This is a genomic window from Exiguobacterium profundum (assembly GCF_001909285.1).
Classification (GTDB): Bacteria; Bacillota; Bacilli; order Exiguobacteriales; family Exiguobacteriaceae; genus Exiguobacterium; species Exiguobacterium profundum.
In genome coordinates, this window is the sequence record NZ_MRSV01000001.1 from 1,222,651 (window position 1) to 1,239,483 (window position 16,833).

Genomic DNA, 16,833 nt, shown 5'->3' on the forward strand with positions numbered 1-16,833 from the left:
TTCGTGAGATTAGGTTAGAAAGCATACGTTAACGGCTATAATGGTAAATGTAGGTCATTTCTACAACTTAGGAGGGGAACGTGGTTATGAAAAAATGGATGATGGCCATCGGCCTCGGCGCCATGCTGACACTCGGCGCATGTGGCGGCGGTGAAGAAGAGGATACATCGAGCAACGGGGATTCGGGCTCGAACACGGCATCGGTTGACGCGGAAGCGGTATACGCACAAAACTGTGCGGCATGTCACGGTGCGAACCTTGAAGGAATGAGTGGTCCGTCACTCGAGCAAGTCGGTGCTCGTCTGTCGGCAGAAGAGATTGAAAACGTCATTCGAAACGGTCAAGGCGCGATGCCTGCGAACGTCATTGAAAAAGACGAAGAAATCACAGCGGTCGCCGCTTGGCTCGCTGAGAAAAAATAAGATGTGACAGCATGGGGTGTGTTCTACCTCATGCTTTTTTTATTTTTTTTTTGATTGAAACGAGGTTATACAACAAATCTTAAATCGAAAAAATAGGCTCAAAGAAAATCGATACATTCATAAAGAATCCGAAGGTAGTATCATTTGAAGTGCGGTTTCAACATTCTCTTAGGGAATAAGAAAGCGAGTTTCTTCGCGACATTTTCACATCGAACTCAATCGAACTGAAACAATCCTGTAATGGTGTTTTAAAAGTCGGATTGATATAATTGTAGTCGCTTCAACATATGCCCTAGATGATTTTTTGACCAGGCTAACATAAAAAAGCGACACCTTGACAGAGGAAGTCGTTTCCTGTAAAAAAGACTCTAGGCGAAATATACAGTAACTAAAACAATTGATTCAAATTCGTCATAGATGCTTAAAAATAAAAAAAAAAGGGTAGGGAATACGTTATGATCTCGATGCAAAAAGTCAGTAAAGTATATCCGAACGGCGTCGTCGCCATGGATGACCTCGATCTAGAGATTCGCGACGGCGAGTTCCTTTATGTCGTCGGGCCTTCCGGTGCCGGAAAGTCGACGTTCATGAAGATGATTTATCGTGAGGAGAAGCCGACAGCCGGTCAATTGTTGATTGACGGACTCGATGTCGGGAAAATTAAAGACCGACACGTACCGAAGCTACGCCGTCAACTCGGCGTTATCTTCCAAGACTTTAAATTGTTGCCGTCACTTACGGTATATGAGAACGTAGCGTTCGCATTAGAAGTTGTAGGAGCGGACACGTCTTCGATTCGGAAACAAGTCATGGATGTGTTGAACCTTGTCGGATTGAAGAACAAGGCGCGCAACTATCCGGACGAACTATCAGGTGGAGAACAACAACGTGTCTCGATTGCTCGCGCAATCGTCAATAAGCCAAAATTGATTATCGCCGATGAGCCGACAGGAAACTTAGACCCGGAAACAGCATGGGGTATCATGGAAGTGTTTGAAGAGATTCACCGCCGCGGAGCGACAATCGTCATGGCGACACACAACCGTGACATCGTCGATAAGATTCGTCACCGCGTCATCGCGATTGAGAACGGGAAAGTCGTGCGCGATGAAGAGAAAGGAGCATATGGCTATGATATTTAAGACTGGATTGCGCCATTTGCGTGAAGGGTTCAAAGGAACACTTCGGAATGGATGGATGTCGTTCGCGGCCATTAGTGCCGTGACCATTACGTTGCTACTTGTCGGTGTATTCGCACTCGTCATGTTCAACATCAATGAAATTTCAGATAACGTCGAAAATGATGTCGAGATTCAAGTGTTCATCACTCGTACAGCGGATGAGAACTCGGTTGAGAAACTCGGAGAGAACATTGAACAGGTGCCGGGTGTCTCGACGGTCACGTTCAGTTCAAAAGAAGATGAGCTAGCGAAGTTCCAAGACCAGCTCGGCGATGATGCGGCTGCATACGGAACGGTCGAAAAAGACAACCCGCTCCACGCCCGCTATATCGTCAAAGCACAAGACCCGACAGAACTAGAGGAAGTGGCCAAATCGGTCGGTTCACTCGATAATGTGGACGATGTGAAATACGGAAAAGACTACATCGATAAAATGTTTGCCTTCTTCAACGGGATTCGCATCGGTGGACTCGCGTTGATTGTCGGTTTGACATTGATGGCGATGTTCTTGATCTCAAATACGATTAAAATGACAATCTTCTCGCGTCGCCGTGAGATTGAAATCATGCGACTCGTCGGAAAAAAAAACAGCTTTATCCGCTGGCCGTTCTTTATCGAAGGATTGCTCCTTGGAATGCTTGGGGCTCTCGTCCCGATTCTTGTCATTTATTTCGGATATGACGTTGCATATAGTGCTTTACAACCATCGCTTGATCAATTGAATAGTGATATATTTAAGTTGATTGATCCATCGACGCTAACAGTCCAAGTATCGCTTGTTTTACTTGCACTTGGTGCGTTCATCGGAATCTGGGGATCGACGACATCGCTCGGTCGTTTCTTGAAAATCTAACTTAAATAAGGAGGAGTTGGCGGATGAAACGTTCGCTTGCGCTAGGGTTGTGTGTATCGTTACTTGCCATGCCGGTCATGGCGACAGAGAAAGACACGTTGAAAGCTCGACAAGATCGACTGTCCAATGAGTTGGAGGAGTCGAAAAAAGCGCAGGCCGAGACGGATGCCGAACTCGAGATCACCGAGGCAGAGCGTGATGCCGTGAAGACGGAAATACACGTCGTCGACGACCGGTTGAATGAATTGAGCGAACAAATCGCCATTCAGCAGCATGAGGTCGATACAGCCCGGGCAGAACTCGAGTCGACCCGCCAACAACTTTCCGTTCAGGAAGAATACTTGGAAAGCCAGAAGGAACTCGTGAACGAGCGCCTTCGCGTTTTGCAAGTACATGAAGACACTTCCTATTTACAAGTCATTTTTGAGTCCTGTTCCTTCGGCGACTTCGTGACACGGGCTATGACGGCCCGCACGATCGCTGAACAGGACCGGGAGCTCATACATAATTATATGAGTGAGATGGAACGTTTGGAGTCGCTCGAGTCGACACAACGTACCCAGCTCTCTTTCATCAAGCAAAAAGAGCGCGAGCTCGTCATCACCAAGCAAGACCTTGACCGGACGGCCGAGAAGAAACGTGACCTGTTGGTTGAACTGAACGAACAAGTAGAGCAGCTCGAGCTCGAAAAGATGACGCGCAGTGAAGAGCAGGCGGTCATGGCTGAACAGAACCGCATCATCAGTGAACAACTAGAGGCGATTGCGACTGCCGAACGAGAAGCCGCAGAGGCAGCGGAACGTGCCAAACGTGAAGCTGAGGCGCGTGCCGCTGAAGAGCGAGCACAAGCAGAAGCGGAAGCCCGTGAGTCGGAGGTCGAGGAGGCACCAGAAGTGACCGCACCAATCGAAACACCGACGAATGTGTCCACGTCCACGGGATTCGTTCGTCCTGTGTCCGGTTATGTGTCTAGTCCGTTCGGTCCACGAGACAACCCGTTGACAGGTGTGCCGGAGATTCACAAGGGCATTGACCTCGTCAATGCGTCTGGAACACCAATCGTGTCAAGCGCACCAGGTGTCGTCATCAAGGCGGCACCGGCGACCGGGTATGGAAATGTCGTCTTCGTTTCGCATGTCATCAACGGTGAGATTTGGACGACCGTCTATGCCCATTTAAATGCGATCACAGTCGGAGCCGGTCAACAAGTGGCGGCGGGACAGACGGTCGGAACGCTTGGCAATACCGGCTGGTCGACGGGACCCCATCTTCATTTTGAGTTACACCGAGGGAAATGGGCACCGGGACAGCCGAACGCGATTGACCCGACCCCGTATATTGGATACTGACAGAAGCGGACGCGTCCCAAATATGTGGAACGCGTCCGCTTTTCCTCTAGTTTTTGCTATACTAATGAAAAGACTTACAAAGAGAAATGAGGGACCAACCCGTGAAAAATTCAACCGCAGGACTACTCGCTGGCACAACGTTCGTGGCTGGGGCCGGTGCAGGCCTTGCGACGATGGCGTTTACAGACACATCGCTTCCCATTCACACGAATGCGGAAGGCTGGGATAAAGTCGACCAAGTACGTGATTTGATTGAAGAACATTCGTTACAGGACATCTCAGAAGACGATTTATTGACCGGTGCGCTCGACGGGATGACCGCAGCGCTGAACGACCCGTATTCGGATTTCTTGGATGCGGAAGAAACGTCACAATTTACGGACTCGATTGAATCGAGTTTTGAAGGAATCGGCGCGACTTTGGAGAAGAAAGGAGAGGACATCTTAATTGTCGCTCCGATCAAAGGCGCTCCGGCCGAAGAGGCTGGACTTCGTCCTGGTGACATCATCACAGCGGTCGACGGGGAGTCGATTGAAGGGATGGATGTACAGGAGGCCGTCCAATTGATTCGAGGAGAAAAAGGGACGACCGTCACATTGACGATTCGCCGTGGAAGTCAGACGGCGGACTACGAGATCATACGTGACACGATTCCAATCGAGACGGTCTTCTCTGAAGTGAAAGAGAAAGACGGTAAAAAGATTGGGTATCTCCAAGTCACCCAATTCTCAGAACCGACGGCTGATGAATTCCTCGAACAACTCGAGCAACTCGAGTCAGAAGAAATCGATAGCTTGATCATCGATGTTCGTGGAAATCCGGGAGGTCTCTTGCCTGCCGTCATCGAGATGTCGGAAGGGTTCGTCCCGACATCAAAACCGGTCGTCCAAATCGAGAATGCGGACGGTGACCGTGATGCACAAAACGGTCGCGCTCGTGAAGCGAAACCGTATGACCTGTTTGTCTTGACGGATGAGGGTTCTGCCTCGGCATCTGAGATTTTGACTGGTGCGATGAAAGAAGGAGCAGGCGCGACCATCATCGGGACGAAGACGTTCGGAAAAGGTGTCGTCCAGACGGCGTTCGACTTAGAGGACGGCAGTAACTTGAAATTGACGACGAGCAAATGGCTCACACCGGACGGAAATTGGATTAACAAGAAGGGCATCGAGCCGGACATTGAAGTGGAGCAACCGGACTTCTTCAACGTGACCCGTGTCCTGACAGAAGAAGAGTCGCTCCAAGTCGGAGATTACGGTGACGCCGTCTCGAACTTGCATAAAATTTTAACTGGAATCGGCTATGAGCCAGGCGGTCAGCCGGGATATTACGGGGACACGATGGCGAACGCCGTGAAAGCATTCCAAACAGACAATGGTCTCGAGGCTTCTGGAACTGTCGATGAAGAGACAGCCTCTGCACTCGAAGCGAAGTTGCTCGAAGCGATTCAAGATGAGGCGAATGACGCCCAATTGAATCGTGCGCTTGAAGAAGCCGCAAAATAACGTTGTATGAAAGAAAGGGTTGGACCGCGTGGAAGTTGTACGAATGGGTGTTACGGCTTTATTGACGTTGTTAGGTAGTCCGCTGTTTTGGGTGACACTTGTCGCCCTTACATACATATCGCTGACACGGGTCAAGCGAGAACGGGCCATGTTCCGTTCGAGACGTCGCTCACCGAAGTCGGAATGGAGACATTTCATCTGGCCGAGTCTTCTGTTAGCGGTCCTCTCATCGGCCGTGACGATTTTACTCGAGACGACCATCACGTTTGAGTGGGCCGTCTCGTTCACGATTCTCTATACGCTCGTCGTCTTGACGATGCATCCGCGATTCTTTAATCCGGTGCTGCCTCTTCTCGTGTTGTTCGGGGTCGTCTTGTTACGCGATGTTGTCGCATATGGGGCGCTTCGTGATTGGGTAGCAGCACTCGCTCAGGTCGATTGGACGGTCTATGCGCTCACATTCGGCCTCGTCACCCTTGCGGAAGCGATTCTCTTGCGCTGGAACGGACCAAAAGAGACATCCCCGACCTTGATCTTGTCGAAACGGGGGCAGTTTATCGGAGGGCATGTCGTCAAACGGATTTGGTTTTTCCCGCTCGTCGTCTTCGTGCCACCGATGTTCGGTCTCGACTGGCCGATGGTGCCCATCATTCTTCCGATTCCCATCGGGGTCAGTTTATTGTCGACCGGCGCCTTACCAGGAACGCTTCTCGCACGATTGAGCAATTATCGTGCCGTACTCGCTTTGATCGCTCTCGGTTTATTCGGCCTCTCATATGCGTTTGAGATTCCATATGTCGACTATGTAGTATTGACGCTATTCGTCCTCTATGAGCTCGGCTTACAATGGATCAAACGCGAGAATCGGGGAACGACACCCGTTTTCATCAATGGAAACCGTGGGGCGGTCATCGTCGACACGTTACCAAACTCACCTGGGGAGACGATGCAGCTCATCCCGGGTGAATCGATCTATAAAGTCAACGGGACGGTCATCACAGGAGGGCATAGTTTTTATGAGGCGCTCCAGCAACATAAGCCGTACATCAAACTGGAAGTATTGAATCTGAACGGGGATATCCGATTCGTTCAACGAGCGATGTATGAGACCGATCCACATGAGCTCGGAATTTTGTTCGTCGGGGAACCAACGAGCCCGAGAGTTCGCTTACGTAAACTGTAAGAGTATCCGTCATGGGTACTCTTTTTTGCATACAAATAGGGCACCCGTGAGGATGCCCGTTCGTCTTATACATCAAGTTTTGAAGGCTTGAATGCCATTGTGGCTTCGACAGCGTGTTGCCATCCTTTGTAGAGGGCTTCGCGATGAGACTCATCCATGTTTGGATCGAATTTCTTGTCGAGTTTCCACTGTTCTTTGACTTCGGCTTGGTCTTTCCAGAATCCAACGGCGAGACCTGCCAAGTAGGCGGCACCGAGTGCAGTCGTTTCACTCACTTCAGGACGCTCGACCGGGACGTTGAGAATGTCCGATTGGAACTGCATGAGGAAGTTGTTACTGACGGCCCCACCGTCGACGCGAAGCGTCTTCAAGTTGATGCCTGAGTCACTCTCCATCGACGTGAGGACGTCACGTGTCTGGTAAGCGAGTGACTCGATTGTCGCCCGGACCATCTGTTCTTTCTCTGTCCCACGTGTGAGACCGAAGATGGCACCACGGACGTCCGAGTTCCAATACGGTGCACCGAGACCGACGAAGGCAGGAACGACGTAGACACCGTCAGTTGATTCGATTCGTGTCGCATACTGTTCCGAGTCTTTCGCTGACTTCAACATCCGCAATCCGTCACGGAGCCACTGGATCGCCGAACCGGCGACGAAGATCGAACCTTCGAGCGCGTATTCTACTTTCCCGTTATAGCCCCAAGCGATTGTCGTCAAGAGACCGTGATCAGATTTGACGGCTTCTTCTCCCGTGTTCATGAGCATGAAACAACCTGTTCCATACGTGTTTTTCGCCTCACCTTTTTCGAAGCAAGTTTGTCCGAACAAGGCGGCCTGTTGGTCACCTGCAGCTCCGGCAATCGGGACTTCGAATCCGAAGAAGTGGTATGGAATCGTGTTCGCATAGACTTCACTTGACGGTTTGACTTCAGGAAGCATTGATTTAGGCACTGTCAAGATGTCGAGTAACTCGTCATCCCACTTCTGCTCGTAGATGTTGTACATGAGTGTACGCGATGCGTTCGAGTAATCGGTTACGTGTGCTTTTCCACCAGAGAGTTTCCAGATGAGCCACGTGTCGATTGTCCCGAAGAGGAGTTCGCCGTTCTCAGCTTTTTCACGTGCACCCTCGACGTTGTCAAGAATCCATTTGACTTTCGTTCCTGAGAAGTAGGCATCGATGAGGAGACCTGTTTTGTCGCGGACCATATCGGAATGACCGGCTGCTTTCAGCTCTTCACAGATGTCGGCGGTTTGACGGGATTGCCAGACGACGGCGTTATAGACAGGGCGTCCTGTTTCCTTCTCCCAAACGACAGCTGTTTCACGTTGGTTTGTGATCCCGATTCCGGCAATCTCATTCGGGTCGATATCAGCAGAACCGAACGCTTCCGCCATAACGGCGAGAACAGAGCCCCAAATCTCATTGGCGTTGTGCTCGACCCAGCCTGGTTTTGGGAAGTATTGTTTGAATTCGCGCTGTGCGACTGTGACAATTTTTCCATCATGATCAAAGATGATTGCCCGTGAACTTGTCGTTCCTTGGTCCAATGCTAAAATATAACGTTTTTCTTTCGCCATATGTGATTTCCTCCTTCAAAATTATGTGTTAAGGGACGAGAATACCGTAGATGAGTGCGGCAATAATCGCACCGATAATCGGACCGACGACCGGGATCCATGAATAACCCCAATCTGAAGATCCTTTTCCTTTAATTGGAAGGAATGCGTGTGCGATACGTGGCCCAAGGTCACGTGCCGGGTTGATCGCATATCCCGTCGTACCACCGAGCGAAAGACCAATCGATACAATCAAGAAACCAACGATGAGTGGATTGAGTCCGTCTGCGAATGTGTTTGCCCCGAATGACAACAATGCAAAGACAAGGACGAATGTTCCGATAATCTCACCAATCAAGTTGTACGGCGTGCTTCGAATACCTGGAGCTGTCGAGAACGTCGCCAGTTTTAAACCAGGATCGTCTGTCGCATCATAGTGCGGCTTGTAGTGGACATAAACCAAACATGCCCCGATGATGGCTCCAATAAACTGAGCGAGGATATAAAGTGGGACATCAGCCCATGGGAATTCGCCTGCTGTCGCGAGACCAATCGTGACGGCAGGGTTGATGTGAGCGCCTCCGTAAATTCCGGCTGCGTAGACCCCGACCATAACGGCAAGACCCCAACCCATTGTGATGACAATCCAGCCAGAGTTTTCCGCTTTGGAATGGCGGAGGACGACGCCGGCGACGACACCGTTACCGAGCAGAATCAATAGCATCGTACCAATAATTTCACTGACAAATGCTGACATGTGATACTCCCCTTTCTCCCTTATGCAATTTGACTTACCACTTCATTATATGCCCAAAATGTAAGCGTTTTAAAACAGTGTTTTAAAAAAATCCTACTTTTTTCCTACAAATGTTCACATTTACAGCTGTAAACTTCACAAAAGAGTTAAGAAGCAGAGCGAAACGTTCACGAAGTGGATGTTTTTTTCTTTTTTTTCAAGCATTCCAATTTACTAGGGACATAGTCCAATCTGAAAAGTGTAATGCTTTATGCCACAAAAGTGATTCTGTTGAAATCTTGATGTGATGATTTGGATGGAACAAGATGTTTCTTTTGACACAGTAAAGGAAAAAGAAATGAACAATGGATAGAATGAAAAAAAGAAATAAAATGAATTAACCTACAAGCTAATAAGCGAATATTTGTTCGTGTCTATGGTATAATCAAGACACTTATGAAATGAGAAGGTGAGGAGTATCTTATGGAATCGATTCCGTTTGCATTACAATCTGAATTTCAACCAGGAGGCGACCAGCCTGAAGCGATTCGACAGCTTGTCGAAGGTGTAAATCGAGGTGACCGGTATCAGACGCTCCTCGGTGCAACGGGTACGGGTAAAACGTTTACCGTCTCGAACGTCATTCAAGAAGTAAAGAAGCCGACACTCGTTCTCGCCCATAACAAGACGCTCGCCGGTCAGCTCTACTCGGAGTTCAAAGAGTTCTTCCCGAACAACGCGGTCGAGTACTTCGTCAGTTACTATGACTACTATCAACCGGAAGCGTACGTGCCGTCGACGGATACGTTCATTGAGAAGGATGCTTCAATCAATGATGAAATCGATAAGCTGCGTCACTCAGCGACGTCGGCTCTCTTTGAGCGCGATGACGTCATCATCGTCGCATCTGTCTCCTGTATTTATGGTCTCGGTAACCCGGAAGAATATCGGAGCCTCGTCTTGAGCCTTCGCGTCGGGAAAGAGATGGGACGTGACGAGATGTTACGTAAACTCATCGACATTCAATATGAACGAAACGATATCGATTTCCAGCGTGGACGTTTCCGTGTCCGCGGGGACGTCGTCGAGATCTTTCCAGCATCGCGTGACGAACACTGCATGCGCATCGAGTTCTTCGGAGACGAGATCGACCGCATCCGTGAGATGGATCCGTTGACGGGTGAAATCATCGCAGACCGTGATCACGTCGCCATCTTCCCGGCATCCCACTTCGTCACACGCGACAAAAAATTGCAAAAGGCAATCGTCAACATCGAAGCGGAACTTGAGGAACAACTTGAGAAGTTCCGCGAAGAAGGGAAGCTCTTAGAAGCGCAACGACTCGAGCAACGAACGCATTACGATTTGGAAATGATGCGTGAGATGGGGTATTGTTCAGGAATCGAGAACTATTCGCGACACTTGAACTTGATGCCTGAAGGTTCAACCCCGTACACGTTAATCGATTACTTCCCGGAAGATTTTTTACTCGTCGCTGATGAGTCGCACGTGACGCTCCCACAAGTACGCGGGATGTACAACGGGGATCAGGCACGGAAACAAGTGCTCGTCGACCACGGCTTCCGTCTCCCTTCGGCGAAGGATAACCGTCCGCTCAAGTTCGATGAGTTCGAGAAGAAAGTCTCACAAGCGATTTTCATCTCGGCGACACCAGGTCCGTACGAACTCGAACATACGCCGAACATGATTGAGCAAATCATCCGTCCGACCGGGTTACTTGATCCGACAATCGAGATTCATCCGATCAAAGGTCAGATTGACTACTTGATGGATCAGATTCGCGAACGCATCAAGCGCGACGAGCGCGTGCTCGTGACGACGCTCACGAAGAAGATGGCAGAGGACCTATCCGATTACTTACGCGAAGCGGGAATCAAGGTCAACTATATGCACTCCGAAATCAAGACGCTCGAGCGAATCGAAATCATTCGTGACCTTCGTCTCGGTAAATATGACGTGCTCGTCGGAATCAACTTGTTGCGGGAGGGTCTTGACATTCCAGAGGTCAGTCTCGTGACGATTCTCGATGCCGATAAGGAAGGATTCCTTCGTTCAGATCGTTCGCTCATCCAGACGATTGGACGAGCGGCGCGTAACGCGAACGGACATGTCATCTTGTTCGCGGACAAGATGACCGATTCGATGGCGCGTGCCATCGAAGAGACGGATCGTCGTCGGTCGATTCAACAGGCTTATAATGAAGAACATGGCATCACCCCGCAGACGATTCGAAAAGACGTCCGAGGGGTCATTCGGGCGACGGTCGAGGCGGAAGAGGAAGCACTCGAATCGCTCAGTACGATGAAGCCGGCCGAACGCGAGGCGGCGATTGCCAAGTTGGAAGAAGAAATGAAGCAAGCGGCACGCGATCTCCAGTTCGAACGCGCGGCCGAATTGCGTGACTTAATCTTGGAGTTGAAGGTAGGGAATTAAATGGCTGAAAAGAAAAATGCGATTGTCATCAAAGGGGCACGCGTCAACAATTTAAAAAATATTGACATCGATATCCCACGTGACCAGCTCGTCGTCTTGACGGGCTTGTCCGGCTCCGGGAAATCGTCACTTGCGTTCGATACGATTTATGCGGAAGGACAGCGTCGGTACGTCGAGAGCTTATCCGCCTATGCCCGTCAGTTCCTTGGACAGATGGATAAGCCAGACGTCGATACGATTGAAGGACTTAGCCCGGCCATCTCAATTGACCAGAAGACGACGAGTCGTAACCCGCGTTCGACGGTCGGGACGGTGACCGAGATTTATGATTACCTTCGTCTATTGTTTGCAAGAATCGGGAAACCGGTCTGTCCGAACCACGGCATCGAAATTTCGAGTCAAACGATTTCGCAGATGGTCGACCAGGTGATGGAGTTGCCGGAGCGGACACGACTCCAGATTTTGGCGCCAATCGTGTCGGGTCGGAAAGGGACGCACGTGAAAGTATTCGACTCGTTAAAGAAAGAGGGATTCGTCCGTGTCCGTGTCAATGGTGAAACGATTGAATTGACGGATGAGATTGAGCTCGATAAAAACAAGAAGCATTCGATTGAAGTCGTCGTCGACCGCCTCGTCGTCCGACCTGACGTCGAAGGGCGCCTCGCCGACTCACTCGAGACGGCATTACGTCTTGCGGACGGCCGTGTCATTATCGATAAGATGGATGGCACCGAGCTTCTCTTCAGTGAGCATCACGCCTGTCCGATCTGCGGATTCTCCATCGGCGAACTCGAACCTCGGATGTTCTCATTCAACTCGCCATTCGGTGCATGTCCGACGTGTGATGGTCTTGGGACGAAACTAGACGTTGACCCAGAACTCGTCATCCCGGACCCGTCGAAGACGTTGAAAGAGGGGGCGATTGCCGCATGGCAACCGACAAGTTCCCAGTACTATCCACAACTTTTGGCTGCGATGTGCCAGCATTTCAACATCGACATGGACGTGCCGTTCGAGCGCCTATCAAAACGTGATCAGGACCTCGTCTTGAACGGATCTTCGGAGGAATCGTTCCTCTTCCGCTACGAGAACGACTTCGGTCAAGTACGGACGAATACCATTTTCTTTGAAGGGGTGCTCCGTAACATCGAGCGCCGTTACCGGGAGACGACATCCGACTATATCCGTGAGCAGATGGAAATGTACATGGCGACACATGCGTGTCCGACATGTCACGGCTATCGCTTGAAAGAAGAGTCGCTCGCCGTCAAGATCACGGGTCAGCACGTCGGGCAAGTGACGGAGAAATCGGTCGTGAACGCACTCGCGTTCTTTGAAGGACTCAACGAGCAGTTGAGCGAGAAAGAGATCGCCATCGCCCGTCTCATCCTCCAAGAGATTCGGGAACGACTCAGTTTTTTGAATAACGTCGGTCTCGACTACTTGACGCTCTCTCGTGCCGCTGGAACACTCTCGGGTGGGGAGGCTCAGCGGATTCGTCTCGCGACACAAATTGGGTCTCGTCTCACGGGTGTCTTGTATGTCCTTGACGAACCATCCATCGGTCTTCATCAACGTGATAACGACCGGTTGATTTCGACCCTCAAACAGATGCGGGACATCGGAAACACGCTCATCGTCGTCGAGCATGACGAGGACACGATGATGGAAGCCGACTACTTGATCGATATCGGACCAGGCGCAGGAGAACATGGCGGACAGGTCATCGCAGCCGGGACACCGAAACAATTGATGAAAAATAAAAACTCGCTCACCGGTCAATATCTTGCCGGGAAGAAGTTCATCCCACTTCCGGCTGAACGGAAGATGCCAGACGAACGTTTCTTAAAGATCGTCAAAGCAGAAGAGAACAACCTAAAAGACGTCGACGTTTCCATTCCACTCGGGATGTTCGTTGCCGTAACAGGGGTCTCGGGATCGGGTAAATCGACCCTCATCAATGAGATTCTCTACAAATCGCTCGCGCACAATATGAACCGGGCCAAAGCGAAGCCAGGCAAGCACAAGAAGATTGAAGGACTTGAGCATATCGATAAGGTCATCGATATCGACCAATCCCCGATTGGACGGACCCCTCGTTCGAACCCGGCCACGTATACGGGTGTCTTTGATGATATTCGTGACGTCTTCGCCTCGACGAATGAAGCGAAGATGCGCGGCTATAAGAAGGGACGTTTCAGTTTCAACGTTAAAGGCGGGCGCTGTGAAGCATGTCGTGGGGATGGGATCATCAAAATCGAGATGCACTTCCTTCCTGACGTCTACGTTCCGTGTGAGGTCTGTCACGGGAAACGCTATAATCGTGAAACGCTCGAAGTGAAGTACAAAGGAAAGACGATCGCAGACGTCCTTGATATGACGATTGAGGAAGGACTCGAATTCTTTGACAAGATTCCGAAAATCAAGCGGAAGATTCAAACGATTTATGACGTCGGTCTTGGCTATATGAAACTCGGTCAGCCGGCGACGGAACTTTCGGGTGGGGAAGCCCAGCGTGTCAAACTCGCTTCGGAACTTCATAAACGGTCGACCGGGAAAACGATTTATATTCTGGACGAACCGACGACCGGTCTTCACGTCGACGACATCGCGCGCTTGTTGAAAGTGTTGCAACGTCTTGTCGAGAACGGGGACACGGTGCTCGTCATCGAGCATAACCTCGATGTCATCAAGTCGGCCGATTATTTGATTGACCTCGGACCAGAGGGTGGAGATGGTGGCGGACTCATCGTCGCAACGGGGACACCAGAAGAAGTCGCGGAAGTGTCAGGCTCGTATACCGGTAAGTATTTGAAGCCGGTTCTCGAACGAGATGCAGCCCGAGTGAAACCGAAAGAAAGAAAAAAGAAATAAGTATAGAAATGGTGAGAAACGGGAAGGTAATTGACGTGCAACCAAATTGAAGGGGGAAAACGAACGTGAAACAAGAAATGCGTGAACTGATTCTCCAGCAAGTGAAGGAAGGCAAGATGACGATCGAGGAGGCGATGACGCAACTCGAACGTCTCGAGCGACTTGAACCGGAACAGGTTCAAGCGCTTGAAGAGCGACAGGATACAGAAAAGGTCGATGCCTATTCGGTTGAATCGCTCACAACGAAACTGACATCTGCAGTGGAAGGGCTCGTGACGAAACTTCGCGACAGCGACTTTTCATTCAGCTCGAACTTTGGTCCGGAAGTGACTTATTCGAAGTCGTTCCCGTTCACAGGTAGCGATATCTCGCTCGACCTGTTCAACGCGTCGGCGACAATTGTTTCGTCTGATGCCGAAGATTGTGAACTGATTGTCACGGGTCGTCCGCTTCGCCAACAAGACGCGGATAAGGCGCTCGAACAGTTACAGTCTGCGGTTAAGCACTCTGTCATTGGTGATCGTCTCGTCGTTTCGCTCCGTGATAAACTCGTCCGGGCCCACGTGGAACTGTACGTCCCGCACCACCATTTCAACCATCTTCTTGTTCAAACGTTGAACGGTGAAGTCCGTGCCGATGGTCTCGATGTCGAGAACGTTCGTGTGCAAACCGCAAACGGGCGTGTCGTGCTCCATGACGTGCATGCATCCGAACTATTACTGAACACTGGGAATGGGACGGTCGAGGTCGAAGGTGTCGAAGCGGAACTCGTTCACGTTCGGACCGGAAACGGTGCCGTCATCGTCGGTGGGAAGTACGATAAAGCCTCCCTCAAGACCGGGAACGGAAACATCCGCGCGGAACTGGCGACAGCTCGTCCTGCGAAGTTTGAACTTGCGTCACTCGCCGGGAACATTCGACTCGTGTTACCACACGGCGTCGAGGTCGAAGGGGAGCTCGAGACGAACTTCGGTGGTCTGCATTGCTTGCTTGATGAGCTTGAAATCATCCGTGACCGCAAGGACGTCGCACAGCGTCGTCTAGAATTCTTATCAGGTCGCGGTCAAACCCCTCGTATCGAAGTAGAGGCGGGGACGCGTACCGGTACAATCGATTTGGAGCACGGTTCGGTCTATACGCCATCCACATTCCTCGATGAAGATAAAGTGGAACCGGCTGACCCGGTCGATCCTGTCGACCCGGGCGATTTGAACAATCCGTTCCATCAACAATAAGAAAATCCCGAAGGCTGAGCCTTCGGGATTTTTTGATTATAGATTCATTTCGTACTCCATCTGTTGCCAATCCATCATCTGTGTATCAAACAGAGTGAAGGCGCTGATAGCAAACACGATGAAGAGGACCGGTCCGGCAATCAAGAGAATGATTCCAAGAAGGCGCATCGACTTCGAGCGATTCCAATAGAAGATGATGGCGACAATCATGGAGATGAGCGCTCCGGACAAGAAGAATCCGATTATGTTCAAGATGAACAAGAGCAAGATCGTCTCGTTTTTCGTCGCGGCTTATTCTTTCCACATATCGATTAACGATTTGATGATGTAAACGAGGGACCCAATTCCAATCACTAGCGCAAATAAGATGACAATTCCAAATAAACCTTCCATTATTCCACCTCCTAGTTAGCCTATACCCTACATACGAACGGTGTAATAGGATGGTTTCAACAATTTTTTGACACGTTCTTCATCACTTCCCTAGCCCGTCTTAGAAAGAGCTATGATACAATAATGAGCGTGAAAGGGGCAGATACTGATGCAAAATATCGTACGTACCGCTCAAGTTGTTGAGCGTTTTAAACTTCAAGTTATTGCGGGAGAGGAAGGACTTCATCGACCGGTCGCAACACCCGACCTGAGTCGACCGGGTCTCGTCCTTGCTGGCTATTATACGCACTATGCCAAAAACCGCCTGCAAGTGCTTGGGAAGACGGAGTTGACATTCTATGCGAGCCTCTCGGAAGAGAAGCGTCGTGAACGAGCTAAAATCTTGTGTACGGAACAGACGCCAGGAATTTTAATCACGCGTGGCTTCGATATTCCAAAAGAAATCGAAGAAGAGGCGGAAGCGGCAAACGTTCCTCTCATGCGGACGAATGCGGTGACGACATCGATCGAATCACAAATTACGAACTTCCTAGAGATGGAACTAGCACCGATGACGGCGATGCACGGTGTGCTGGTCGATATTTACGGTGTTGGTGTCCTCATCAAGGGCCAGAGTGGTGTCGGGAAATCTGAGACGGCACTTGAACTCGTCAAACGGGGGCACCGCCTCGTCGCCGATGATTCAGTCGAGATTCGTCAAACGGGGGACCAGCTCCTCGTCGGATCAGCACCGAAGCTCATTCGTCACCTGCTCGAGATTCGTGGGATTGGCATCATCGACGTCATGACGTTGTTCGGTGCGGGTGCGGTTCGGTCGCATAAAAAGATCAGTCTCATCGTCAACTTGGAGAACTGGGACGCGGGCAAAGTATACGACCGTGTCGGACTCGACCACAACACGATGAAAATCATCGATAGTGAAGTTCCGCTCTTAACCATCCCCGTTCGACCTGGTCGAAACTTGGCAGTCATCATCGAGGTCGCAGCGATGAACTATCGTCTGCAAAATATGGGAATCAATACGGCTGAAGAGTTCGCAGAACGTCTCGCGAACGCGATTCAGGATACTGAAGGAGACTTGTGAGC

General features: G+C 50.4%; 13 protein-coding genes. 10 read left to right on the forward strand and 3 right to left on the reverse strand.

The window, feature by feature from the left end; genetic code table 11:
• Positions 1–86: 86 nt before the first annotated feature.
• The 6 genes from cccB to BBB58_RS06450 all read left to right on the forward strand — a co-directional run bounded on the left by cccB (position 87) and on the right by BBB58_RS06450 (position 6,493).
• Positions 87–422: a cytochrome c551 gene (gene cccB, locus BBB58_RS06425; protein ID WP_031422851.1), complete on the forward strand. Its 336-nt coding sequence runs from the start codon at positions 87–89 to the stop codon at positions 420–422.
• 455 nt (positions 423–877) lie between these two features.
• Positions 878–1,564, forward strand: a complete 687-nt coding sequence (gene ftsE / locus BBB58_RS06430; protein ID WP_047795074.1) for a cell division ATP-binding protein FtsE — start codon at positions 878–880, stop codon at positions 1,562–1,564.
• Entirely contained in the window at positions 1,554–2,456 is a 903-nt protein-coding gene (ftsX, locus tag BBB58_RS06435) for a permease-like cell division protein FtsX (protein WP_074036260.1), read from the forward strand. The genes ftsE and ftsX overlap by 11 nt, the downstream gene beginning before the upstream one ends.
• Before the next feature lie 23 nt (positions 2,457–2,479).
• A complete protein-coding gene (locus BBB58_RS06440) occupies positions 2,480–3,805 on the forward strand; it encodes a murein hydrolase activator EnvC family protein (protein WP_074036262.1) in 1,326 nt (441 codons plus the stop codon).
• A 101-nt stretch (positions 3,806–3,906) separates the two neighbouring features.
• Positions 3,907–5,310: a S41 family peptidase gene (locus tag BBB58_RS06445; protein WP_074036264.1), complete on the forward strand. Its 1,404-nt coding sequence runs from the start codon at positions 3,907–3,909 to the stop codon at positions 5,308–5,310.
• Between the two features lie 28 nt (positions 5,311–5,338).
• On the forward strand, positions 5,339–6,493 hold the full coding sequence (locus BBB58_RS06450) for a PDZ domain-containing protein (RefSeq protein WP_244150694.1): 1,155 nt from the start codon (positions 5,339–5,341) through the stop codon (positions 6,491–6,493).
• Between the two features lie 65 nt (positions 6,494–6,558).
• Here the strand turns inward: BBB58_RS06450 and glpK are convergent, their stop codons facing one another.
• Positions 6,559–8,076: a glycerol kinase GlpK gene (gene glpK / locus BBB58_RS06455; RefSeq protein ID WP_074036268.1), complete on the reverse strand. Its 1,518-nt coding sequence runs from the start codon at positions 8,074–8,076 to the stop codon at positions 6,559–6,561.
• A gap of 28 nt (positions 8,077–8,104) precedes the next feature.
• Positions 8,105–8,812, reverse strand: a complete 708-nt coding sequence (locus tag BBB58_RS06460) for an MIP/aquaporin family protein (RefSeq protein WP_047795079.1) — start codon at positions 8,810–8,812, stop codon at positions 8,105–8,107.
• A gap of 462 nt (positions 8,813–9,274) precedes the next feature.
• Here BBB58_RS06460 and uvrB point away from each other — a divergent pair, with 462 nt between their 5' ends.
• The 3 genes from uvrB to BBB58_RS06475 all read left to right on the forward strand — a co-directional run bounded on the left by uvrB (position 9,275) and on the right by BBB58_RS06475 (position 15,354).
• Positions 9,275–11,245 (forward strand): excinuclease ABC subunit UvrB, encoded by a 1,971-nt coding sequence (uvrB, locus tag BBB58_RS06465; RefSeq protein WP_074036270.1) that lies wholly within the window; start codon positions 9,275–9,277, stop codon positions 11,243–11,245.
• Positions 11,246–14,119 carry an excinuclease ABC subunit UvrA gene (uvrA, locus tag BBB58_RS06470; protein ID WP_074036272.1) on the forward strand — a complete coding sequence of 958 codons (2,874 nt, stop codon included), beginning with the start codon at positions 11,246–11,248 and terminating at the stop codon, positions 14,117–14,119.
• Positions 14,120–14,184: 65 nt separating this feature from the next.
• A complete protein-coding gene (locus BBB58_RS06475; protein ID WP_012726931.1) occupies positions 14,185–15,354 on the forward strand; it encodes a DUF4097 family beta strand repeat-containing protein in 1,170 nt (389 codons plus the stop codon).
• Positions 15,355–15,390: 36 nt separating this feature from the next.
• Here the strand turns inward: BBB58_RS06475 and BBB58_RS15375 are convergent, their stop codons facing one another.
• Positions 15,391–15,621 carry a hypothetical protein gene (locus tag BBB58_RS15375; RefSeq protein ID WP_244150695.1) on the reverse strand — a complete coding sequence of 77 codons (231 nt, stop codon included), beginning with the start codon at positions 15,619–15,621 and terminating at the stop codon, positions 15,391–15,393.
• Between the two features lie 274 nt (positions 15,622–15,895).
• On the opposite strand from BBB58_RS15375, the gene hprK reads away from it, so the two are divergent.
• On the forward strand, positions 15,896–16,831 hold the full coding sequence (gene hprK / locus BBB58_RS06485) for an HPr(Ser) kinase/phosphatase (RefSeq protein WP_012726929.1): 936 nt from the start codon (positions 15,896–15,898) through the stop codon (positions 16,829–16,831).
• The last annotated feature ends 2 nt before the right edge of the window (positions 16,832–16,833 follow it).